The sequence below is a fragment of the Bradyrhizobium sp. CB2312 genome, assembly GCF_029714425.1.
Classification (GTDB): Bacteria; Pseudomonadota; Alphaproteobacteria; order Rhizobiales; family Xanthobacteraceae; genus Bradyrhizobium.
The window spans coordinates 5,751,764-5,774,824 of sequence record NZ_CP121668.1; the positions used below are offsets into that span (position 1 = coordinate 5,751,764).

16 protein-coding genes are annotated in these 23,061 nt (G+C 60.0%); 5 read left to right on the forward strand and 11 right to left on the reverse strand.

The genetic code is table 11. The features are described from left to right. Positions 1-429: 429 nt before the first annotated feature. From QA642_RS28360 to QA642_RS28370, 3 genes are all read right to left on the reverse strand, one after another. Positions 430-1,371: an aldo/keto reductase gene (locus QA642_RS28360; RefSeq protein WP_283079786.1), complete on the reverse strand. Its 942-nt coding sequence runs from the start codon at positions 1,369-1,371 to the stop codon at positions 430-432. Between the two features lie 104 nt (positions 1,372-1,475). After that, positions 1,476-2,972 carry a DHA2 family efflux MFS transporter permease subunit gene (locus QA642_RS28365; protein ID WP_283079787.1) on the reverse strand — a complete coding sequence of 499 codons (1,497 nt, stop codon included), beginning with the start codon at positions 2,970-2,972 and terminating at the stop codon, positions 1,476-1,478. Next, a complete protein-coding gene (locus QA642_RS28370; RefSeq protein WP_283079788.1) occupies positions 2,969-4,018 on the reverse strand; it encodes an HlyD family secretion protein in 1,050 nt (349 codons plus the stop codon). The genes QA642_RS28365 and QA642_RS28370 overlap by 4 nt, the downstream gene beginning before the upstream one ends. 278 nt (positions 4,019-4,296) lie before the next feature. Here QA642_RS28370 and QA642_RS28375 point away from each other — a divergent pair, with 278 nt between their 5' ends. Together QA642_RS28375 and QA642_RS28380 are read left to right on the forward strand one after the other, a co-directional pair. Beyond that, a complete protein-coding gene (locus QA642_RS28375; protein ID WP_283086998.1) occupies positions 4,297-4,938 on the forward strand; it encodes a TetR/AcrR family transcriptional regulator in 642 nt (213 codons plus the stop codon). A gap of 101 nt (positions 4,939-5,039) precedes the next feature. Next, a complete protein-coding gene (locus QA642_RS28380; protein WP_283079789.1) occupies positions 5,040-5,525 on the forward strand; it encodes a hypothetical protein in 486 nt (161 codons plus the stop codon). A 686-nt stretch (positions 5,526-6,211) separates the two neighbouring features. Here the strand turns inward: QA642_RS28380 and QA642_RS28385 are convergent. Further along, positions 6,212-6,877: a trimeric intracellular cation channel family protein gene (locus QA642_RS28385; RefSeq protein WP_283079790.1), complete on the reverse strand. Its 666-nt coding sequence runs from the start codon at positions 6,875-6,877 to the stop codon at positions 6,212-6,214. A gap of 57 nt (positions 6,878-6,934) precedes the next feature. After that, positions 6,935-8,206, reverse strand: coding sequence for a M20 family metallopeptidase (locus QA642_RS28390; protein WP_283079791.1), 1,272 nt, complete (start codon positions 8,204-8,206; stop codon positions 6,935-6,937). A 708-nt stretch (positions 8,207-8,914) separates the two neighbouring features. Here QA642_RS28390 and QA642_RS28395 point away from each other — a divergent pair. After that, positions 8,915-10,462 carry an HlyD family secretion protein gene (locus QA642_RS28395; RefSeq protein WP_283079792.1) on the forward strand — a complete coding sequence of 516 codons (1,548 nt, stop codon included), beginning with the start codon at positions 8,915-8,917 and terminating at the stop codon, positions 10,460-10,462. After that, on the forward strand, positions 10,459-12,066 hold the full coding sequence (locus tag QA642_RS28400; protein ID WP_283079793.1) for a DHA2 family efflux MFS transporter permease subunit: 1,608 nt from the start codon (positions 10,459-10,461) through the stop codon (positions 12,064-12,066). The genes QA642_RS28395 and QA642_RS28400 overlap by 4 nt, the downstream gene beginning before the upstream one ends. A 331-nt stretch (positions 12,067-12,397) precedes the next feature. On the opposite strand, the gene QA642_RS28405 is transcribed toward QA642_RS28400, so the two are convergent. From QA642_RS28405 to QA642_RS28430, 6 genes are all read right to left on the reverse strand, one after another. Then, a complete protein-coding gene (locus QA642_RS28405) occupies positions 12,398-12,868 on the reverse strand; it encodes an ion channel (RefSeq protein WP_283079794.1) in 471 nt (156 codons plus the stop codon). Between the two features lie 773 nt (positions 12,869-13,641). After that, positions 13,642-14,877: a cytochrome c gene (locus QA642_RS28410; protein WP_283079795.1), complete on the reverse strand. Its 1,236-nt coding sequence runs from the start codon at positions 14,875-14,877 to the stop codon at positions 13,642-13,644. Positions 14,878-14,901: 24 nt separating this feature from the next. Continuing rightward, positions 14,902-16,668 carry a GMC family oxidoreductase gene (locus QA642_RS28415; RefSeq protein WP_283079796.1) on the reverse strand — a complete coding sequence of 589 codons (1,767 nt, stop codon included), beginning with the start codon at positions 16,666-16,668 and terminating at the stop codon, positions 14,902-14,904. Between the two features lie 41 nt (positions 16,669-16,709). Then, positions 16,710-17,591, reverse strand: a complete 882-nt coding sequence (locus QA642_RS28420; RefSeq protein ID WP_283079797.1) for a gluconate 2-dehydrogenase subunit 3 family protein — start codon at positions 17,589-17,591, stop codon at positions 16,710-16,712. A gap of 652 nt (positions 17,592-18,243) precedes the next feature. Further along, positions 18,244-18,756 carry a recombinase family protein gene (locus QA642_RS28425; RefSeq protein ID WP_283079798.1) on the reverse strand — a complete coding sequence of 171 codons (513 nt, stop codon included), beginning with the start codon at positions 18,754-18,756 and terminating at the stop codon, positions 18,244-18,246. A 147-nt stretch (positions 18,757-18,903) separates the two neighbouring features. Then, complete coding sequence (locus QA642_RS28430; protein WP_283079799.1) at positions 18,904-20,244, reverse strand: MFS transporter; 1,341 nt, start codon at positions 20,242-20,244, stop codon at positions 18,904-18,906. Positions 20,245-21,674: 1,430 nt separating this feature from the next. Here QA642_RS28430 and QA642_RS28435 point away from each other — a divergent pair. After that, entirely contained in the window at positions 21,675-22,976 is a 1,302-nt protein-coding gene (locus QA642_RS28435; RefSeq protein ID WP_283079800.1) for a cytochrome c peroxidase, read from the forward strand. Positions 22,977-23,061 lie beyond the last annotated feature (85 nt).

Genomic DNA, 23,061 nt, shown 5'->3' on the forward strand with positions numbered 1-23,061 from the left:
GCCGCCAACGAAAGCGCGCTCTTCATCTGGCGGGCACGGTTTTGGATGGCAGGGCAGACCGCTCTGCGACTTCTAAGGACCAATCGGCCAGAAAGCAGCGCCTGCTTGACGGGCCAGCGGAATTCAAAGCGGTCCGCGTCGATCGTTCGAAGAAGACTTCGAGCGATGCCGAGTGATCCAGATTCGTCACCGCGTACGGTTGCTTGGGCCCAGAGTCATGATGACGCCTGCCAGCAATCGAACAAACCCCTGGCTCTTCGGCAGATAAAAGCGCACTGTCCCACTACCATCGAGCGGCCCTTAGCGTCTATCGGTGGTGTGAACGCAAGTTGCGCTCTCGGTCAACCCCGCAGCGGAGCGTCAAACATGCCGGTCAACGATCCCCAGGACAATCCTTGACATTCGAATACCGCCTCGCGCAAGAGGCGATCAATCTCGCGTCCGAGGAATAAATCCCGGTATGCCGGTCTCGACCACGGCGTTGAACCTGACGGTCATGGTGATACGTTCCCGGATGTCCCGCATGGCGTCGTCAGGCAGGGCAGAAATATCAAAGCTCTCCTGGATGCGTTGTGGTTTGGTCGAGGTGGTCAGGAAAGCGGTGCCGCGCTGCACAGCCCAGGCCAAGGCCACCTGAGCCGGCGTCTTGTGCACACGCTGCGCGATCGCAGTAATCACGGGATCTTCCAATACGCTTGGCTCCATGGCGTGTCCCAAGGCTGCAAACGCCTGCAGTACGATTCCGTGCTCTTGGCAGAAATCGAGCAGATCCCATTCGGGCAGATAAGGATGCGATTCGACCTGCACCATCGCGGGCCTGATCCGCGCGACCGCGACGATCTCGCGCAGCTTCTCCAAAGTGATGTCCGATAGACCGATCGACTTGCAATGACCATCCTCGACGAGGCGTTCCAATGCACGCCATGTCTCCAGCAACGTCACGCCTGGGTCATAGATTACCTGGCCGCGATCGTCCCGCGGGTCCTGCTCGTCGCCAGGCTGAAAGGCAAAGGGCGTATGGACGATATAGCAATCGATGGTATCGAGTTGGAGCCGCCGGCGACTCGCCTCGAAGGCAGGTTTGACGCGATCTTGACGATGATTGGTGTTCCAGAGCTTCGTGGTTACGAACAGATCCTCGCGCCGAAGCGTTCCTGCCTTGAAGGCGTCCTGGATAGCTTCGCCTACCGCGGCCTCATTGCGGTAGCGTTCCGCGCAATCCAGATGTCGAAATCCCGTTTCCAGTGCAGCTCTGGTGGCTTGTTTCGTTGCGTTCTGATCCGGAATGAGTGTGCCAAATCCGACAGCGGGAATGGTCCCGGATTCGTGGGTGGAAATCCTCGTGTCGCGGAGCGCATTGGATGTTGTCATGTTCCTGCTTTCTTGTTGGGGCTCGGCCGCCGCAGATGTGGCGTCGGTCGAGTGCGATAGACTGAGACTGTTCGATGCGGTGTCATCTCACCATTCCAAGGTCTTCAACCTGCCGAGCGCGGTTTACGAAGAAAAAGCACGAGCGGGCTCACGACGAGCATCGCGAACATCAGAATATTGAATTGACCGATGACCGCCACGACAGCCGCCTGGTGGGTGACCATGCCATTGAGCGCTGCAAGGCCGGGTTTGGCCATTGATCCGGCGACATGCGCGGCGGTCCGGTAGGGCATGAGGTCCTTAGCGAGCGCGACATGCATAGCCTGGGTGTTGCCGTAGAAGAAGATCTGCACCACGGCGATGCCGATCGTGCTGCCATAGAGCCGCGACAGGTTGATGAGCGCACTACCTTCCGCGCGGAGCTTCGGATCGAGCGTACTGAAGGCGGCTTTGGCGAGCGCCGGAATCACCATACCGAGCCCCGCACCTTGGAGAAAGCCGGCCTCGGCCACCGCGCGCCAATCCATCGCCGGTGAATATCCGAGCATCAGCCAATTTGCGTAGACCACCAGTGCCATTCCGCCGATCAGGAACGCGCGGTAGTCAACTTGCGCCGGGACTAGGCTGGTCAACAGCACCCCTCCCACGAGCGCAACGCCGCGCGGGATCGTCATATAGCCCGTGGTGTCGACAGGGTAGTTGAGCAGCTCCTCGAGCATCGGCGAGGTCAACGCCAGTGTCGGCAGCAGGACGAGCCCGACGGCAAAGGAGATCATCGTCGAGAGGACGAGATTGCGATCCCTGAACAGCGCCGTGCGGACAAAATGCTCCTTCGACGTCATGACGTGCACGACGAACAGATAGAAGCCCAGAATGGAGACGACCGCCTCGATCCAGATTTCCATGGAATCGAACCATTCCAGGCGCTCGCCGCGGTCGAGCAGCACTTGCAGGCCGATCATGCCGAGCGAAAAGGTCGCCAAACCAAAAAAGTCGAAGGGTTGCCTCCGCTCCGCCCTCTTCTCGCGCAGCCAGAACGCCATCGCGAGAAATATGAATGCCGTCATCGGCAGGCTGACATAGAAGATCGAACGCCAGCCGAGATATTCACCAAACCAGCCGCCGATACTCGCGCCGCTGCTGATGCCGAGAAGAGAGCACACCGTCCAAGCCAGGCTGAGGCGGGCATGCCGTTCGGGGGGCTGCACCTCGAGCAGGATCGCCAGCGAAAGCGGCGAAAGTGGGCCGCTCGCGGCTCCCTGAACGATCCGCGCAAACGCGAACTGGACGGAGGTCGTCGCTAAGGTATCCAGCACAAGGCCAAGCGCGAAGAGAACCAGCGAGAATTGGTAGAGCGACTTCCGCCCATAGCGTCCCGCAAGCCAGCTCGTGACCGACATGGCTACGGCGCTTGCCGCGATATATGAGGAAAACACCCACCCGACCTCGTCATTGGCCATCGAGAGGGTCCCCTGGATGTGCGGCAACGCCGCATTGGGCAGCGAAATGTTGAGGGCCTGCATGTAGGTGGCCATGAGAGCCGCGAGCGATATGGCGCGATTACCATCTGCTGCAACGGTCGACGGGACGACGGCGCTCATCTGACCCCCTCCGCATAGGTCGGCTGCAGCAGGTGTCGCAAGCTGCTACGGTAACCGGTATCGACACGCGCAGTGACGCTGATGCCTGAGAACAACGGTCTTGCCGGATCGACCTCATCGAGCTCAAGACGCACCGGCAGGCGCTGGACAACCTTGACCCAATTTCCGGTCGCATTCTCCGGTGGTAGCACAGAGAAATCCGACCCGGTCCCGGGGCTCATACTGACGATGTGGGCCCTGAATTTGCGATCGGGATATGCATCAACGTCGATCGTCGCCTCTTGCCCCGGACGCATATAGGTCAGCCCTGTCTCGCGAAAATTCGCTTCGATCCAGACGTGACGGCTCGACAGCAGCGAAAACACCGGCGCGCCGGCATTGACGAAGCCGCCGATCTGTAGATCTTCGACCCTAGTGACGACACCGTCGTCGGGCGCCGTCACCGTCGCATAGGAAAGATCGAGCCGGGCACGGTCGAGCTGGGCCTTGGCCGCACGAACCGTCGGATGGCGATTGACGTCAATGTCCGGATCGCCGTCCAGAGCCACGATTGTGCTGGCGATCTGCTGCTCAATCGACGAAATCCGCTGGCGCGAGACCTTGAGATTTGTCTCGGCTCGTTCGAAGATCGCACGCGGGGTAAAATCGGAGGCCACCAGCATCTTCTTGCGGTCGTACTCGCGCGCGTCCAAGTCAGCTGAATCCCTCGCTGACTGCAGCTCTGCCTGTTGTTGGCGATAGGTCGCCTTGAGCCCCTCGATCTGGAGGCGCGCGCTACCGAGCCGCGCCTCCGCGTGATCGACTGCGATCTGGTAGGGCTCCGGATCGATCCGGAACAGGACCTGGCCCTGCCGGACATTCTCGTTATCGTGCACGGCGATCTCAATCGCTTGGCCGGAAACTCGGGCGTTGACGGTCATTTTCGCGGCCCGAACGAACGCATTGTCGGTCGAGACGTAAGGTTCTTGCACGAGATACACGGCGGCTCCGAGTACCGCCACCATGAGAGGCAGAGCGAGCATGAGCGGTCGGCGCAGCCGCTCCATCACGCTCCTTCGGGGTAGCGCGACCGCGCGGTCAAGCGGCGAGTCGTCGACAGTTCGATCAACTCGCGCTTCGGCAGAGCTCTCGCGAAACTCTTCGCGTTCTCTCTTCGAGCCGGCGTCTGTCGAAGGATCTAACCGCATGGGAACCCTCACGTTAATTCTATTTACTAACGATCGTTACAATTAATTCACGCCTGCACGACAATCAAGGGCTCCGAGTTGCTTTTTATAATGGGCGTTATAAATATGCCTCAGCACCCAACGATCGAGATTTGAACATGCCCCGAAGAAAGAGCGAAACGGCAGCGGCACCTCGTGGGCGGCCGCGCGCCTACGATGCGGAGTTAGCCCTCAAGCAGGCGACGGAGACCTTCTGGAGGACCGGATATTCGGGCACCCCGCTGGACAAGATCGCGGCTGCGACAGGAATGAGCCCGCCGAGCCTCTATGCGGCGTTCGGCAACAAGCACGCACTCTATCTCGAGGCTCTCGCCCGATATTGGGAGATGACCCTGGCTGCGACGTGCGAGGCCCTCGCGGGGGAGCGTCCCTTGGCCGAAGCGCTGATGCTTGCTTATGAGGCAGCATTGTCCTTCTATTTTTCGCGCAAAGGCTCCGCGCGCGGCTGCTTTGTGATCGGGACAGCGGTGGCCGAGGCGGTCGAAGATGCGGAAATCAGAAAGAGTGTTGCAGCCGGGCTCCGCATGCTCGACAGCGATTTCGAAGTCCGGTTTCGGACGGCGCTCGAGAGAGGCGAGTTGAAGCAAGATGCTGATCCGGAGGCACTGGCGCTGCTTGCGTCAGCCACCATGCACACCATCGCAATACGGGCGCGAGCCGGAGCTCGACGCGCGGACTTGAGGGAGATCGCTCATAAAGCGGTGACCGTGATCTGCGGAAGCCCTTCAGCGTCGCACTGAATCCAGCCAATCCAGCTCGAAGACGTCGTATACGCCCCTCTCCAGGTCCACAGCCCCGATGTGCCCGATGTGATTGGCTTCGAAAGATCGCAAAATGCGCCATGACCCAGCTTCTCGCCGCTTTTCTGCTCATGAAAGCTGACGGATGCAATGCCGAGGTTCGGATCGTGAATGATCCCGGCGGCAGGATCGGAAACTATGTTGCCCGGTACGAACGTCTGCGGACCACAGGCGATGCGATCGTAATCGACGGATATTGTGCATCAGCCTGCACCATCGTTCTCGGCATTGTTCCTCGTGACAAGATATGCGTCACTTCTCGCGCCGAACTTCTGTTCCATGCCGCCTACAACCCGGCCCCGCATGGCCGCAGGCAAACCAACCGCGAAGCTACCGACCGTCTGTATTCGCTATACCCAATCGAAATTCAGCGTTGGATCAATCAGCATGGGGGACTGACCCGGCGCGGAACGTTGTTGAGCGGAGCTTCGCTTGCGGCAATGTATCCACGGTGCTCCAGGCACGAAAGGCAGGAAGCGATCGCTGCTCATCTGCCACTGGTAACTCACCAATTCGTCCAGCACTAACGTAGCGACCCAACGGTTCCGATCGCTTTGTGAGGTAAGATTTCTCAAGAGGGCTGATCGTACTTGGACTAGACCGCCAGTGAGATCTGCCGCAGCGCGTTAACGTGGCATCCGACCTTTGGTCAACGGTTAGCCATGCGGCTCAATCTCGCGACCCGGATTCGTTCATATCTCTCAAAGCAATATAGGACATCTTCCTGAGGCTGCATGGAGCGTTGGTTCCAAGCCCAACAGCAATTCAGCTTGTGGCCCATCCGCGACATGCCTTTGGACGCCACGACTCTCTGCTGTTCGGGGTAGACCTGAAGTAGTCGACCGGCGGCCCAAAGGCCGCGATTAACCGATTCTATTGAAAGTCCTGGCCGCCGTCGCCCCCACTTTTTTTAAGACCCGCTGGTGCGTTTCGCGCCGTCAGACACGGCGGACCACATCAACCTAAACAAAATCTCTCAGCGACGTTCTTCTTCGCTTAAGGAACGTGTTCTCATTAGAAATCAAAAGAGAGCAAGCTTCTGCGAAAATTTTGCAGTGACACTATTTTCGACTTTTTCAACGGAATCGGCCCATCTGCGAAGTTGCGCCGGGTCTGACGGAGGTCCGCTCTTTGCGGCGAACTGGACCAGATTTGCTCAACGTGAGTTCTTCGCGTTTTGACCCAAAGCGTCCTGAGTTCGCAACGAACCGGTCTAAGATCGGTCGCTGTCTTTCAAATTTTTCTCCGCAATATTCCGGTCGTCTCGCTCCCCGATTTTCGCGACTGGAAGCCGCCAACCGCGTCTGATCGCCATGACGCGAAGTAGGAAGCATGAAATCAACGCCACCGCCGTCACCGGTACGACTGGCAACAACAGCACATGGCCGATCACCACGATGCCAGCCGCCACCAGCGCTGCGACCGCGTAAAGGTCGGCCCTCAGCACGGTCGGTATCTCGGCGAGCAGCACGTCGCGCACCATGCCGCCCCCGATCCCCGTAATCATTCCAAGTACGGTAGCCATCGCCGGATTGAGCCCGAACGACAGCGCTTTCGAAGAGCCCGCGACGGCAAACAGGGCCAGTCCCGCCGCGTCAAAATACAGCACCGCGTTCGACATCCGCACGATGAGGGGCGAGAAGTAGAAGGTGACGCCCCCCGCAACGAGCGACACGCCCAGATAGCGCCAGTCACCGACTGCTCCGGGAGGCACCGCGCCTATCAGGAGGTCTCGGGTAATACCCCCCGAGTTTCCCGCCGCGAACGACAAGACCATGACCCCGAACAGGTCCAGACCCCGCTTGGTCCCCCCCAATGCCCCGCTAAGTGCGAATACGAAAGTCCCGGTCAGGTCGAGCACGATAGGCAGCTTGTCCATCACTCGACTTCCTTTCCTTAACCCGTGAGCGTGGGAGACCGGCCGGGCACTTAGCATTCACTGCGCCGGAAGCCAGGCGCTGGCAGCAACGACCAGCGCTTCGACGCCGGTCCGCAGCGTCGGGTGAAGAACGGGGGCGAATTTGGGACTGTGGTTCACCGGAAGTTCGTTGATCTTGTTCGCCTCCCTAGCCTTCGCGTAGATTTCCGGATCGGTGCCGCCGACGAACCAGAAGACCGAAGGCCCGTGCCATTCAGACCCGAACGATCCGAAGTCCTCGCTGGCCGGGGCCGGTCCCGTCGCCCGAACACGCTCGGCGCCGAAATGTTCTCGGAATGCGTCCACCAACCGGTTGGTGGCATCCTGGTTGTTTACGTTCAAGGGGTACCGATCGATGGTCGTGATCTCCGGCGGCCGCGGCGCACCAGAAGCTGCTGCTTCGGCATTGGCTATCCGCTCGATCGCAGCCAGCACCCGTGAGCGCACGCCGGCATCAAAGGTCCGTACGTTGAGCTTGATAATGGCCTCGTCCGGAATCACATTTTCCTTGGTACCTGCTTGCAGGACGCCCACCGTCAGCACCGCAGCGTCCGCGGCTGCCAATTCGCGTGATACGATGGTTTGCAGCCGCAGCACCGTCGATGCCGCCATCACGACGGGATCGATACTGGCCTGCGGCATCGAGCCGTGGGCACCTCGTCCGAGCAGACGTATCTGCAAGCTGTCCGCCGCCGACGTGATCGCGCCGGCGCGGCCCGCAACCGTGCCGGAAGGGCCAACCATGACGTGCTGGCCCAAGATCACGTCCGGTTTCGGAAAGCGCTTGAATAGACCGTCGTCAATCATGGCTTGCGCACCTTCACCCGTTTCCTCCGCGGGCTGAAAGACCGCCATGAGTGTGCCCCGCCAAGAGGTCTTGGCTTCCGCCATTAGCTTGGTGGCTCCCGCAAGCCAGGTGACGTGCATGTCGTGGCCACACATGTGCGACACCGGCACCGTATTGCCCTCCTTGTCCGTCGCCGTGGCCTTACTCGCATACGCAAGGCCGGTCGCCTCCTGGATCGGCAGCGCGTCCATATCGGCGCGCAGCATAACCGTGGGTCCCGCTCCGTTTCGGAGAAGTCCAACGACGCCGGTCTTCCCTATACCGGTCGTCACTTCGTAGCCGGCGGCACCAAGCCGGTCGGCCGCCAAGCCCGCCGTACGGGTCTCCTGCATGGACAGCTCTGGATGCGAGTGAATGTCCTTGTAGAGGGCTTCCAGATCAGGAAGCATACGATCCAGATCACGCAGTGCGGTATCGGATGAAAGCGACCGGGTGCTGGCCATGAGTAAAACCCCTCAGTTAAGGCCGCTATTGCTTTTGCGTAATGAAACGCCGTTGGTGAACTCGACTTGGAAGCCTCGCGCCCTTTTCAATCAGACGCAACGCAGTTGAGGCTTCTTCAAGGAAAGGTGAGCTCCTGCTTTTGAAGGATGATTGGAGCAGGAATAGTGTCGGCGGCGGTCAGCAGTCGCGAATTATCGGTATTGCGATCGTCGCGTGTTCCAACTTGATAGGGCCTGGCGCCGGAAGAACGAGGGACATTCCGCAGGTGCACCGCTAGACAAGCCTCCCTCGTGAATACGGACTGTACGCAGTGAATCGTCCTTGATGTCTCCCGTTGGCCCACACCGACGAAATCCGGCGATCATCCGATTGTCGGCTTTCAGAGGGTAGAACGGAAATGCCGGTAAGGCGGCGCAACCGACGCTGAAGACCCATAGGCGTTGGCGAAATGTTCTTTGACGCACCGTAATGCGACGGACGAGCCAGGTGGCTTGAAAGAGCTAACAGCGTCTAACAGCAAAACAACGAGAAATTCCCCCATAGTTGAGCTGAAGTTTCCCTAGGTTTGAGCTAATGTCGTGACATGCGAAGCCCCGTCGCGTTTCCAGAGGCCGGGCAGCACTCGATTCGACCACAACCGCTAGAAGCGGGTGGCGGCGGTCAGCGCCGCCCGATTGCATTGAGAGACAATCCTTAGGGGGCGGCCAATGCCCACCGAGATGCACAGCAACGAGTCAAGTTCGGTCGACGTGCCTGCGACAGACAAAACGGACGCTGTCGATTGTGACGGCAAATTGCGGCCGACAGATCCTGCTTCGAACGCCCTGCCACTGGCGAATCAACGGTTCACACCGATGCGAAAGTTGCTGATCGGTGTGCTCGGCGCTGTGATCATTGCGGCCGCGGTCTATGCCATCCCCTGGATCCGGTTCGTGCTCGGCACGGTTTCGACCGACGATGCCTTCGTGAACGGACACGTGACGTTCGTCGCTCCCCGTGTCCGCGGTCAAGTTGCTCGGGTTCTGGTCGATGACAACAACCGTGTGCACAAGGGAGATCTTCTCGTTGAACTCGACAAGGAGCCATTTCGGGACGCGGTCGCCGTAAAGAAAGCGGCCGTCGACACCGCCCAGGCGGATCTCGACGCGACCCGGGCCACGGTACGGGGCGTCGAAGCACAAGCCATGAGCCGGCGCTGGCAATTGCAACAAGCCATTGAGAATGTTGAAAACCAAATAGCACTGCTGCATGCTCGGGTAGCCGCGCTCAAGAAGGCGAAGGCGACACTTACACTCGCGCAGCAGGAGTTCGATCGTACAGCGCGCCTGGTCGTATCTGAGACGGCGAGCCGCGAGCTCTATGATCAACGTCAGGCGTCGTTGTCGATTGCCCAAGCGGGTATCGTCCAGGCGCTGGCGGATGTGAATCAGGTCCGTGTCTCTTTGGGCCTGCAGACGCTGCCCGAAGACAGCGCGGATCTCGATCGGGTGCCGCCCGATCTCGATCAGACGTTTTCTTCGGTCCTGCAGGCGCAGGCGGAGCTGATTCAGACTGCGGCTGAGCTCGGCGTTCTGCATTCGTATAACCAGACTCCGAAGCTGATGCTCGAGGAGTTCTATAAGCTCGATCCCAAAGGCGACGTCAACCGGACGTTCGATCGGCTGGCCTCGGAGGCGCCGGCCGTCAAGCAGGCCGAGGCCAAGCTCGCTGCCGCCAAACGCAACCTCGCTCTGGCTGAACTCGACCTTCGCTATTGCGATGTTGCCGCGGAGATCGACGGCGTTGTCACGCGCCGCAACGTCAATCCCGGCAATGATGTCCAGGCTGGGCAGAACTTGATGGCGCTCCGCTCGCTCAGCGAGATCTGGGTCGATGCCAACTTCAAGGAGACGCAGCTGCGCGACTTGCGCATCGGTCAGGCTGCTGATCTCTATGTCGACATGTACGGCGACAAACAGGTGTTCAAAGGCCGGATCGCGGGCTTCACCATGGGGACGGGATCGACGCTCGCGTTGCTGCCGCCACAGAATGCCACGGGCAACTTCGTCAAGATCGTGCAGCGGCTCCCGGTTCGGATCGAGCTTGAAGGATACGAACCGGACAAGAACCCTCTGTTCATCGGCACGTCGGTCGTTCCCTACGTCTATATCAACAAGCCGCCCACTGGACCCGATGCCGGGAAGTTCCTTCAAAGCAACTTACAGCCTTCGTCGGCCACCGCTCCGTCCACGAGCGCGCAAGGCGCCGGCAAATGACCGACGCGGTCCTTTCACCCACCAGATCCCAAACGGGGGTAAATCCCTGGGTGGTGGCCGCGATCGTCGTGGTGCCGACCTTCATGGAGGTGCTCGACACCACCATCACGGTGGTGGCGCTGCGATACATCGCCGGAGGTCTGTCGGCCACGGTCGACGATGGCGAATGGGTCATCACAAGCTATCTCGCCGCCAACGCCATCATCCTGCCGATCACCGGCTGGCTTTCGGCGCATCTCGGTCGCCGCAACTACTTCCTGCTGTCGATAGCTGTCTTTACCCTCGCCTCTGGACTGTGTGGAATGGCGACCAGTCTCAGTCAGCTGATCGTGTTCCGCGTCCTGCAAGGCTTGGCGGGGGGCGGTTTACAGCCATCCAGTCAGGGCGTGCTGCTGGACGCCTTCCCGGTGGAGAAGCAAGGCACAGCGATGACGCTGTTTGGCTTGGCCGCTCTCCTAGCGCCGGTCGTCGGCCCCACTCTTGGCGGTTGGATCACAGACAGTTATTCGTGGCGATGGGTGTTCTATATCAACGTCCCGGTCGGTCTCCTGGCGCTTGTTACCTGTTATGCCTTGCTCCGGGATCCGGACTATCTCACCAGGCAGCGAATGGAGTTGAAGCGGCAGCCGTTGCGTTTTGACACCCTCGGCCTGTCACTCCTGGTGATCGTCATGGTCTCCTGGGAGGTGATGCTCAGCAAGGGACAGGAGTGGGACTGGCTGAGCGATCCGTTCTGGCGGGTGCAGACGCTGGCGATCCTTTTCGTTGTGGGCCTGATCGCGCTGATCGTCTGGGAGTTGCGCCACCCGAGTCCCGTGGTCAATTTCCGGCCTTTGCGGGAGCGAAACTTCGCCTTGTGCTGCCTCATCATCTTCTTCGCTTTCGCCGTCCTGTATGCCGCCAGCACATCATTGCCGGCCCTGCTGCAATCCCTGTTCGGCTATGATGCGCTCAGCGCCGGATTGGTGATGTCGCCGGCCGGATTCTTCGCGGTCCTGGTCATGCCGTTTGTCGGCCGTGCACTTGGCCGGGGGACTGATGCCCGGTGGTTGCTTGCCGCAGGCCTGTTGATCATGGCGATCGGCAATTATTGGATGTCGCAGATGAACCTGGAGATCAGCCCCGGCCAGATTGTCTGGCCTCGGGTCATGCTGGTCGTCGGACTCTCGATGTGCTTTGCGCCTGCGAATGTGGCGGCCTATCTCTATACGCCACCATTGCTACGTGGAGCGGCTGTTGGCTTGCTCAGTCTGCTGCGCAACGAGGGAGGCAGTGTCGGGACGTCGATGGCGCAGACGATCCAGGAGCGCCGCGACCAATTTCACGTTCTGCGCCTTGGTGAATCCCTCGATTCCTTCAACGCGACCGTTGCCTCCTTCCTCGATCAGGCGCGCGGGGTGTTCCTGCAGCAGACGGGCGACCCGTCTGCTGCACAGCAGCTGGCCTGGCAGACGCTTGAGAATTTGCGGCAGCAGCAGGCATCGTCACTTGCCTATTTCGATGTCTTTATGGTGTTGGCCGTGGTGACGCTGGCGCTGGTGCCCCTGGTGCTGCTGATGAAACGTTCGGTGGCTGAGAAAGGCGCTCAGATCGGTCACGAATAAGGTGTGCGTGCGGGATCGCGCGCGTGCCGACGAGGTGACGGAACGATGCCGCATATTGGCACGAAGCCGCCGATCCGGGATGCCCGCAGTTCGGTCGCGAACGGGGGTAAATCGACATGCCTCGAAACGCCGGATTCGGCAGCAATTGACCCCACCGGACATAAGTGCGCGCCCCTCCGATAAGATCCGGCGGAGAGGAGACAAACTCATTTCTGGACATGGAAGCGTGCGGAGCCAAACCCGTGCAGGCGCTAGCGGGGATGCACCTCCTGGGGCGCTCGCTACCCGCGGGGACGTATCGCGCGCAATTGGCGAACGCTCCGACGAACATTTACTGCCTGAGATCCTCAAACCTGGCCAGAACCAACCGTTGTATAACAGCAAAGACCATCGCGGCCGAAACACCGAACATCAGCGCTCCATTCGTCGCCTCCAACGGTCCCAGCAAGCGCCAAGACGGAGTCAGAAGAACATCCCCGTAGCCTAGTGTCGTGTAGTTGACCGCCGAGCAGTAGAAGGCGATCCCGAACTCTTGAAATTCTCCACCGAGGACGAGTAACGTTGCCCATAAAGCGATCTCGATCAGGTGGGCTACGAACGCGAACGATATCACCAGCGTGAGGATCGCAAGATCGATCAAGGCGTGGGCGCCTGCGTGCCCTCGTTTCCTCTCATAGCGAAAGAGGTTTACCGTCGCGACCATAGCGAGCGCATGGACTAAAATCGTGCATACGACTGCGCCTACGCCAACCACCAACGGAACGAGAATCGCAAATTGATGATGTTGCGTCATCTTTTCCATCGCCACGTCCTGGCCCAAGACGGGTTCACGATACGTGGGACTGGGTACGAATAGCATACGGACCGCTGTCACCCGGGCAAACGTACGGACAGTTGAGGTAGCAGATTACACGACAACCGGATCGCGCCGGCGTTGTTTGTGATCGGTGTGACGCCTCAAGGGCGATATGTTAGTGCAGTGGTCAACTCAGCGGAGGAGGACAATGAACAGTCCGCCGTCCTTGGGGGATCATAGTCGCCATTCTTCCGTGCAATGATCTTGAAGCGTCTGAGTGTTTGCATCGTCGTCCATGTTGGCCGGAGTCCTCAAAGGTGAGAAAGCCGCCTACCCGCTGCCCGTGAGTCCAACAGGACGCGAACCAGTCATCAACCTCAAGGCTACAAAAGCGCTCGCGCCACTGTTGCAGATAAACTGCTCCTAGTCGGAATAGGCCTTGCTTTGCTGCGGCGTATGAATCCGGATGTGGCCCTGAAGCGAAGTCCGGCGTGGCTATAAAGTCGTCTGCTTATTGAGGTAGACCGCACTTAGGCCGGGCCCGCCTCGACCGCCCGTTGTGGCTAGCAGAATGGAATTTTTCCGTCGCAACGCTCGACGGAAAGCGCGGCAGATGTTCCTCCGTAGCGGCAGGTCTGACTGCCAGACATGTCCCGGCGGCCAGAGCCGTAAGCAGCAACGATCGGCGTACTGGACCCTGACACGGCATCGCCACCTCATTGAAGCGCGCATGCGACACGGCGAGGTCGGGCCAAAGTTGAGACGCAGCGCGGACGATCTTATCGAGATACACGGCCGCGCAGCGTAGTGACATCCGTAGGCGGGACTGCTGACGCGGCATTTCCCCAAGCATTGCGAACATAGGTCAGGACGTCCGCGATTTCTGTGTCACTGAGATTCCAGCCGAACGCCGGCATGGCGGGTGCTGTCGGGGCAGCTGAAGTGGCGGCAGCGCGACTGCCGATCAGAACGACGCGAATCAAGGATGTCGGATCAGTGGACTGGACCAAAGGCGCTAGTGCCAGGCGCGGGAACAGGTTTGGAACGCCAGCGCCGCTCGAAATGTGGCATGCCGCACAACGGACCTCATAGATTGCCTTGCCGGCCACCATGCGTGTGTCATCGTGCGCCAGCGCGATGGCCGTGTCCTCGATTCGAGGAGTACGATCCGTCAGATAGGTGGCGATCGCGAGAAGATCAGCATCCGTCATACGCGAGGTGGAGTTCTCAACCGCCTCGGCCATCGGCCCGGACGCGATATCAAAAGAGTTGGCACCGGTCTTGAGATAGCGGACGATGTCTTCCGCAGACCAACTACCGATGCCCGTACGGGGATCCGCGGTCAGATCGGGCGCATACCAATCCTGCAACAATGCTCCCTGCAGGGCTTCTCCGCCCCGATCGCCGCCCGTGATGTTCTTCGGTGTATGACAGGTTCCGCAATGGCCGAGGCCTTCGACCAGATAGGCCCCACGGTTCCACACATCCGACTTTGCCGGATCGGATTGAAACACGCCGGGCTTGAAATTGATCAAATCCCAGGTGGATGTTGCCGGTCGGCGGACATTGAACGGAAACCTAAGCTGATTCGGCTGAACCTCGTTGCGTACCGGCTCCAATGTGCGCAGATAGGCCCAGATGGCCGAGACGTCCTCGCGAGTGACCTTCGTGTAGGAAGGATACGGCATTGCCGGATAGAGGCGTACCCCATCCCTGCCAATCCCCTCATGCATCGCCCGCCACAAATCCGATTCGGTCCAGGCACCGATCCCCGTCGCAACATCGGGCGTAATATTTGGACCGAGCAACTTTCCGAACGGTGTCTCCAGCGCAGCGCCGCCGGCAAAGAGCTTACCACCCGGCGCAGTGTGACAGCCGACGCAATCGCCGAGCACGACCAGGTACCGGCCGCGCTCGATCTTCTCGAACGCCTGGTTGTCTTCCGCCGCGCGCGCGGCAGCCAAACCGATCGCGCAGCCCGCGAGCGCAAGAGTCATCAGATTGCGCATTCTCATGCCAATACCTCGGGGTCCTGGCTGTCAAATCTGCACGAGCGGGCCGGGACTCTTCAGGTAGCGGTTTACGATTGCGTCTGCCGTCCAATAGGCTAGCGCGCCCACAGTATCCGTCGGATTATACCCGGGGTTCTGCGGGAAGGCCGTGGCACCCATGACGAACAGGTTAGGCACGTCCCAGCTCTGCAAATAGCGATTGAGGGCGCTGGTCTTGGGCTCGACGCCCATAATGGCACCGCCGCAAGTGTGCGTTGTCTGATATACGGTGACGTCGTAAGGACCGCGACGCGGGTGTTTCTCAAGTTGCCGCGGTCCCATCTTCTGCACGACCTCAGCCAGCCGGTCCGTCAGGTATGTCGACATCTTGAGCTCGTTGTCGTGGAAATCGAACGTTAGGCGCATCAACTTGCGCCCGAAGCGATCCGTGTAGGTCGGATCGAGGTCGAGATGCACGTCGCGATAACTATAGCAACTTCCATGCGTGACCGACTCATAGCTGCTCAAGTAACTTTTCGCCACAGCCTTCTTCCACTCGGCGCCCCATCTCGGCGTTGCCCGTGGCGTCCTCGCAGTCTGGATCGGTCGGCCATTGGTCTGCACCGCCCCCATGTAGCCGCCGCCGACGAAGCCATGCGGGCCGTGATCGAAATTGTCGCCGTTGAACTCGTCGATGCACATTCCGATCGACCCCGATGCGATGAAGGGATTGAAGATCTTGTCGTCGAAAAACGCGCCGACGCTGGATGTGACTTGGTAGGAATAGTTTCGCCCGATCACGCCCTCGCCCGCGCGCGGATCATAGGGCTTGCCGATTCCCGATGTCAGCAGTAGTTGCACGTTGAACAACTGGAAGGCGCAAAGCAGCACGAGGTCGGCCGGCTGCTCCCATTCGTTGCCACTGCTGTCGACATAGGTGACGCCGCTGGCGCGTTTTCCTGATTTATCCAGGTTGATCTTCGACACTTCGCACTGCGTGCGCGCCTCGAAGTTAGGGCGGCGGATAAGTGCCGGCAGGATCGTGGTTTGCGGACTGGCCTTCGAGTAGTTGCCGCAGCCGAACCATTCGCAGAAGCCGCAATAGGTACAAGGGCCTATCGTGACGCCAAGCGGGTTCGTATATGGCTGTGAGAGATTCCCCGAAGGTTGCGGGAAGGGCTTGTAGCCCATTCCCTGAGCGGCCTGTGCGAACAGCGTCGGGCCGTATGGCTGCTTCTGCGGCGGCGTCGGATATTCGCGGGAGCGGGCTCCCTCGAAAGGATTTCCACCTGCCTGTATCAGTCCCCTTATGTTTCCGGCTTTACCCGAGGTGCCACACAGATACTCAAACTTGTCGTAGTGGGGCTCGAGGTCATCATATGTAATCCCCCAGTCCTGGATCGTCATGTCCTCGGGCAGGAATTTTTCGCCATAGCGCCCCACAAGATGCGTTCTCAGCTCGAAGTCGCTGGGCAGGAAGCGCCACGTCTCGGCATTCCAATGCACGCCGCCGCCGCCAACGCCATTGGGCGGCATGAAGGATCCCCAGCTGCGGATCGGCAGCGCCGTCTGACTAGCGTTGTTACGGAAAGTCATCGTCAGCTGTTCCGGCCGGAGGAATAGATCATGGCGGATGCGGTAACGCAGCTCATCTTGCGCATAGGCCGGCGGGAAATCGGTCGCCGTATCGCGCCACGGTCCGCGTTCGATCGCCACCACGTTTAATCCGGCACCAGTCAGCTCATGCGCCAATATGGAGCCAGTCCAGCCCAGCCCCACGATCACCACATCAGTTGCTGGCAATTTGCGCGTCATCTTCCCGACACTCCGGACGAGACTTATTGCGCCTTTGGCCCCTATTCGCGTCGGCCAGCAATGCCGACGGGTGGCAGCGGATAGCGCTCGTTGTGCCGCTCAACCCAGTCGCGGTAATCATAGCGCGCGCCGGGAAATCCGACCATCTTCCAGCCGACCATGTCGCGGTTGCCGCCGTAAACTGGGTCAGCGAAGAACCCCTCCCGCGTGTTCTGCAGTAGATACTCGAAGAACGCGCGACCGCTCGTTCCTTCCAGTTGCACCTCGTCTTTCTCCAACCCGGAGAGAACCTTGTCCTTCTCATCGTCCGAAATCTGGGCGAAGGGCTTTCCCGCGTAGGCGGCGCGGCAATATTTGTCCAATGCGGCCAAAGCCTGGCGATAGCGAGCTGCCGGGGTCAACGGCGACTGATCTCCCTGCTCGGGCGTTCCGTCGGCGAAGGGCCCGTGCATGTAGAGCCCCTCGGCGCTGCCATAAGATCCCGCAAGTTGTCGGTCGATAAAGACCGCACAGCCGGCATCCTTGCCCCCCGGCGTCTGAGGGTCCGGCGGAATCAGCCGATCGACGAGCGCTTCGACGACAGCTCCTTCCTCCGGAGTGAAATACACCCATGGTCCAGGGTGTATCGTTGTTGGCGGAGTGCCGGCACTTGGTGGCCACGGCAAACCGTCCTTGACGACTAACGCCTGGGCGGAGGTCGCCGAGAACACCAAAGTCATGGCGGTACTTACGAGGAATTGGCGGCGGCGCATGCCGAAATCAGAGCGCGATGAGCCGGGTATTCCCTCCCCGGTACTATGAGCACCAGGGGCAATCTTCCCGATCGCATTGGCGCTGAGCCGGATTTCTTTCGCGACCATGGTGCTCCCCTGGATCGTGAACACGAAATTCCAAGGTGGCGATGCGTCAACCGAAAAAAGCATAGCACAGTCTCAATGGTTCTCAAGTGCCTGCGTCAAGGTCAGTAATCTAAATCCGTGTTGTCAGATCGCGAGTGCCGAACGAAGTGGAGGAGGCACTGCGACGGGAGTTGATCGGCGTGCCTGTCGTCGTCGAAACGGTTTTCGCTATCGACAGAGATCGCCGGCATCGCAACGGTTGAAAGGTCGAGCAGTCGCGGGCCTACGCATCGGCGGTGAGGTGGCTGCGTGAGGGGCATGTCGCCAAACGTTTTGGCGTCGAAAAGCCCACTCGGGATTGCATTCGTACTTTGCGCGATGGTCAATTGAGTTCTCAGCCGAATACAACGAAGCGAAGCAGTGACAAGCCTCAGTGGACCCATCGTTACACAGCAGTAAGCTACGAACCCTGAGATGATCATTTCTAAAACCGCCACAAGTTCGGTTTCACCGTGCTGCAGCCGCAGCTCGGCCGCGCCGACTTAGGCAATCGAATGAGGCGCAATCCGCTGCAATGCATGAGTCCGGAAGTGGCCCATAGCGTCGATTTCGGAGTGTCCGCTCGTTGGTCGCTATTGGGGTAGAAGCGGACGTTTGAGAAATCCCCATCCGACAGATTTTATGATTCCACGTCTAAGTGCGGCTATCCTCTAGATCGGCAGGCGAGCCGTCCCCTTCATTGCTCGATCACGCGCTGCACCACGCTGGTGCCGACGCCGACCGTGCGGCCAATCTTGAGGATGCCCATACCTTCCGCCCTGAGCTCGCGAATGCGGGCCTCCACCGATGCCTTGACTGGACGCCGGCCTAGCTTGGTTCCTTTCGCCCTGGCCCGCGCAAGCCCGGCATTGACTCGCTCACGGATCATGCCGCGCTCGAATTCGGCGAATACGCCGAGCATCTGAAACATCGCGCGGCCCGAGGGAGTGCTGGTATCGAGCGCCTGCTGGTGCAGGTAGAGATCGCATTTCAGCGCATGCAGCTCAGTCAGGAAGCCGACAAGATCTTGCAGGCTGCGGCCGAGGCGATCAACAGACCAGGTCGCGATCATGTTGACCTTGCGCGCTGTGGCGTCTTTCAGCAGCTGATCAAACCCGGGTCGCTTGTCGCGGCCCTTGGCACCACTGATGCCGGCATCCTCGTAGACACCGACAACTTCCCACCTGGACCGTGCGGCGACGGCCTCCAACTCACGGCGCTGGTTCTCCGCGGGTTTTGAGCCAGGAAGAACACCAGTTTTCCGTATACGGCTGCCGTGACCTTGGCTCCCGTATCTCCTGCCGCGCTGCGGACGAATTTCGACGTGTTCAGCGCGCCTAGAACGCAGGCTATCCACTCAACGGGCCGGGGCCCGCGCCGGCCTACCCGGCGCAGCGCCCGCGATCTCCATTTGCGGATTGACCTTGAACGTCAGGGCTACAAGGCTTCCAACCAAGGCGCAGCAACCCAAAGCTAGCAGCCCGGCCGTGAAGTTGCCGGTGGCGTCTTTGAGGTAGCCCATCACGTAGGGTCCAGCAAACCCGGACAGATTGCCGAGCGCATTGATGCCGGCGATCCCTGCCGCGGCCGAAGCGCCCGTCAGGAATGCGCTCGGTATCGGCCACAGCAGAGGGGGCGTCGCGGAAACTCCGATCTGACTCAGGCAGAGGAAGCCAAGCACGAGCACCGGGGCGGAGACCAAGCCCGCGCCCGCGAGACCGACCGCCGCAAGGAGCATGGCGAAGCAAACATGCTCCCGACGCTTCAAGGTGCGATCGGAGTTACGGCCCAGGAGGACCATCCCGACTGCGCCAAACAAGAAGGGCACGGCGGAGAGCAAACCCGTCTCAAAGTTGCTCACGCCGAAGTTCTTGATGATCGTCGGTAGGAAGAACGCCACACCATAGCTCGCCGCGTTCAGACAGAAGTAGACGAATGCGCAGGCCAGGACGCGGAGATCGGTGAGCGCCTTGAGGATGCCGACGTGCTCGACCGCCACCTTGTGCTGCCTCTCGGCCTCCAGTCGTCCTTCGAGCCAGCCCCTCTCGTCGTTGGCGAGCCACGTTGCGATGGCCGGCCGGTCCGTCAGGTAAAAGATGACCGCCAAGGCCATTATGATCGACGGCAACGCTTCGAGGATGAAAAGCCACTGCCAGCCATCGAGTCCCCCGCCGGAGATGTTTAGCAGAGCCCCGGAAATCGGGCCTCCCGCAATCGACGAGAACGGGATAGCCAGCATGAACAGCGAGACGACCCGCGCGCGGTAGACCGACGGGAACCACAGAGTCAGATAGAAGATGATCCCGGGGAAGAAACCCGCCTCGGCGAGACCGAGCAGGAAACGGAGGATGTAGAAAACCCACTCGGTCGAAATCCCGGTGGCCGTCGAGATCGAGGGGATGAAGGCGAACAGAGCAGAGATGACGCCCCAGCTGAACATGATGCGGGCGATCCAGAGCCGAGCGCCGAACCTATCCAACGCAAGGTTGGATGGCACCTCGAACATGAAGTAGGAGATGAAGAATAGGCCCGCGCCCAAGCCGTATGCCGCCTCCGACAGGCCGAGCGCCGAGTTCATCTGTAGTTTGGCGAAACCGACGTTCACCCGGTCGAGGTAGGCGACGAAGTAGCAGCAGAAGAGGAAGGGCAATAACCGCCACATCACCTTGCGGATAGTCCTTGCTTCGATGTCGCCCATGGCACCGTTACCTCCCCTGCCCTTGACCAGCGGTGGGGTGAACTTAAGCGGCTTATCGGATCACCTGTGCTTGCGATATCGCCCGAGCCGCCGCTCGACCTTCTTGCAGCTGTTGCCGACCATCTTTGATGGCCTTCTTGACCGCCGTCCAAGCTACCAACGCGAAGATACGCACGTCAGTTCCGGACAGGAACGCTAGCAGGACAATTGCCTCGCAAACCGCCCTCTATTTGAAACTCGTGCGCATGCTTCTCAATCGAGGCAGCCTTGACGTCAACACGGTGCCGCGACCGAAACCGTAGGTTGATGGCGCAGAACCAGATCTCATGCTGGACGCAGCGCTGGCGTCATCTTGATGCAACTTCTGCCGTTTGCTGACTCGCAAGCGTTGCAGACCTTGGTCGAGTTCGAGATCGGCCTTTACAAATTCGCCTAGGACTTGACGATGGTCGGCGCACCACGCACCTGAATGGTCAGCAAGGACGCGCAATCGAGCCGGCACTTTGAGTTTACCTCTCCGATCGCCAAGCAGGAGGTTCCGATTGGATCCACGAGCCAAATACGACGGCTCGCGGTCCGCAAGATCGCCAGAGCCGGTTCGTGGTTGACGATGAAGCCGTCGTACACGGCGTCTCCGAACGCGCTGCACTCGTAGGTGGACGATGAAGTCCAGCTCTACGCCTTCGACTCTGCGGCCTTCGGCGGCGACGACCTAAGCTGGCTGCCGCTGCACCTGCGATACCAGACACTGCTGCCGCTATCATGCCTAGCTGGCTACCGTGGCCTTCTGCACGATCACGTCGCGCAGCGTCGTAGGATGACACAATGTCAGTGCAATACCCGACGGGTGTGGAGGAGCGGATATCCGCTGATCTTGATGATGTGGGATGTACCGCCGCTAAGTCTGCTTTGCTCCAAGATCGGTAACGATGGCCACGTCGCCTTTTGACCGATTCTGTTGAAAAGGGCCTTTGTCGTGAGCATGCCCATTTTCTGAGGACATCTGAAGCGTTTGACGTAGCAGGACGTGGGGGACCAGCGTCAACATAGTCAGGACCGCTCGGTGATCTTCCTAGCTTTACTACGATAGCTTTTCTTGCCGGCGCTCGCTCTGAGTTGATTTCAGCGAGATTTTCGCCGTGGCGTTACTTTCGACTTTTTCAACAGAATCGACCCAAAGCGGACATGTCGCACTCGTCGCCGGGCTATCGGTTGCTCGCGTGATCAGCAAGATCATCGCCCCCCGAGCTGCACGTTCGTTCGGGCAACCTGGCGTGCGGATTGGGAATATCTTGTGTCGCATTGGGTTTTCGCTAACACTCCAGAGAGCTGATACCGCCGCGAAGAGCGAACAAGCGAGGCGGCCCTCGTTTTTTTGCGAACGCGGATTCGCGTTGCGTGGATTGTCTCACGATTCAAAGAGGGATCGGATGCGCGCCAAATCATTCGTAGCCCTGCTGTTCTTGTCACACCTTGCGATTGCGGCGTCACCGGCGAACGGAGAGACCGGCATCAGCCCGCCGCCCGCGCTCGAGCCAGGGAAGGCGCCTCCACTGCCCGGACAAGGGCCACCGGCTGCGCCCCGTTCACCAGACCAGTTGGGCTTTCCTGCGGCTCTGACGGCAGCGGTGACGCCGCCGGCCACTCCGCGTACGCCTGCCGCGATTGCCTTGGGCCAGAAGCTGTTCTTCGACGGCCGGCTCTCGGGTGACGGCACCGTCGCCTGCGCCACCTGTCACGATCCGGCGCGCGCTTTCACCGACGGCAGGTCCGTCTCGATCGGGATACTCGGACGCGTCGGCCAGCGCAATTCCCCCACGGTACTCAATGCTCTCTACAACAAGACGCAGTTTTGGGATGGCCGGGCTACTACGCTGGAGCAGCAGGCGGCAATGCCCATCACCAACCCGTTCGAGATGGGTTCAACCAGCCTCGCCGACGCCGTATCCAAGATCGCCGGTGACGGAGACTATCAGGCACAGTTCAAGCTGGCTTTCGGCCGAGGCGTGAACGAACAGGATATGTTGCGCGCCATCGCGGCTTACGAACGGACATTGACCTCTTTCGATTCCCCCTTTGACCATTTCATCGCCGGCGACGGCGAGGCCATCAACGGAGCGGCCAAGCGTGGCTGGGAATTGTTCAACACCAAGGCGCGCTGCAACCTCTGCCACGCCTTGTCGGCCGACAAGCGCGATGTGAACATGTTTACAGATAACGAATTCCACAACATCGGCATCGGAATCCTCCGCCATCAGGTCGGTCCACTGGCGCAGCAGGCGGAACATGAGCTTGCGCAAGGACACCCGCCTGCTCTCGATACTGCGGCGATCACGAGCGAAATGTCTGTGCTGGGACGCTTTCTTGTCACGAAGCGGCCGGCCGACATTGCGGCGTTCAAAACGCCTGATTTGCGCAACGTGCTGGTGACGGGACCTTACTTCCACGACGGATCGATGCAGACGTTGTGGGATGTCGTGGATCACTACAACAAAGGCGACGGTCTCACGGACCCCTGGCTTGATGAGGATATCCAGCCATTGGCCATGACTGAACCGGAGATCGATGACCTGGTGGCGTTTCTGGCTTCGCTGACGAGCGCCCCATACAAGAAGGCCGCTGACGAGGAATTTGCGCGGCAGTTCGCGGTATCCAGGACCGATCGTCCGCAGCGCGATATCGCGCGGGCTTTCGGCCCGAAGCCGACGCAGCCAAAGCCGCCGCCATTTTGATCAACAGCCGCGGAGACCTCCCCGAAGACGCCCCAATGTGTACAGAAAGAAGCGACGTGACCGACTGTTCCACATCGAATGAATT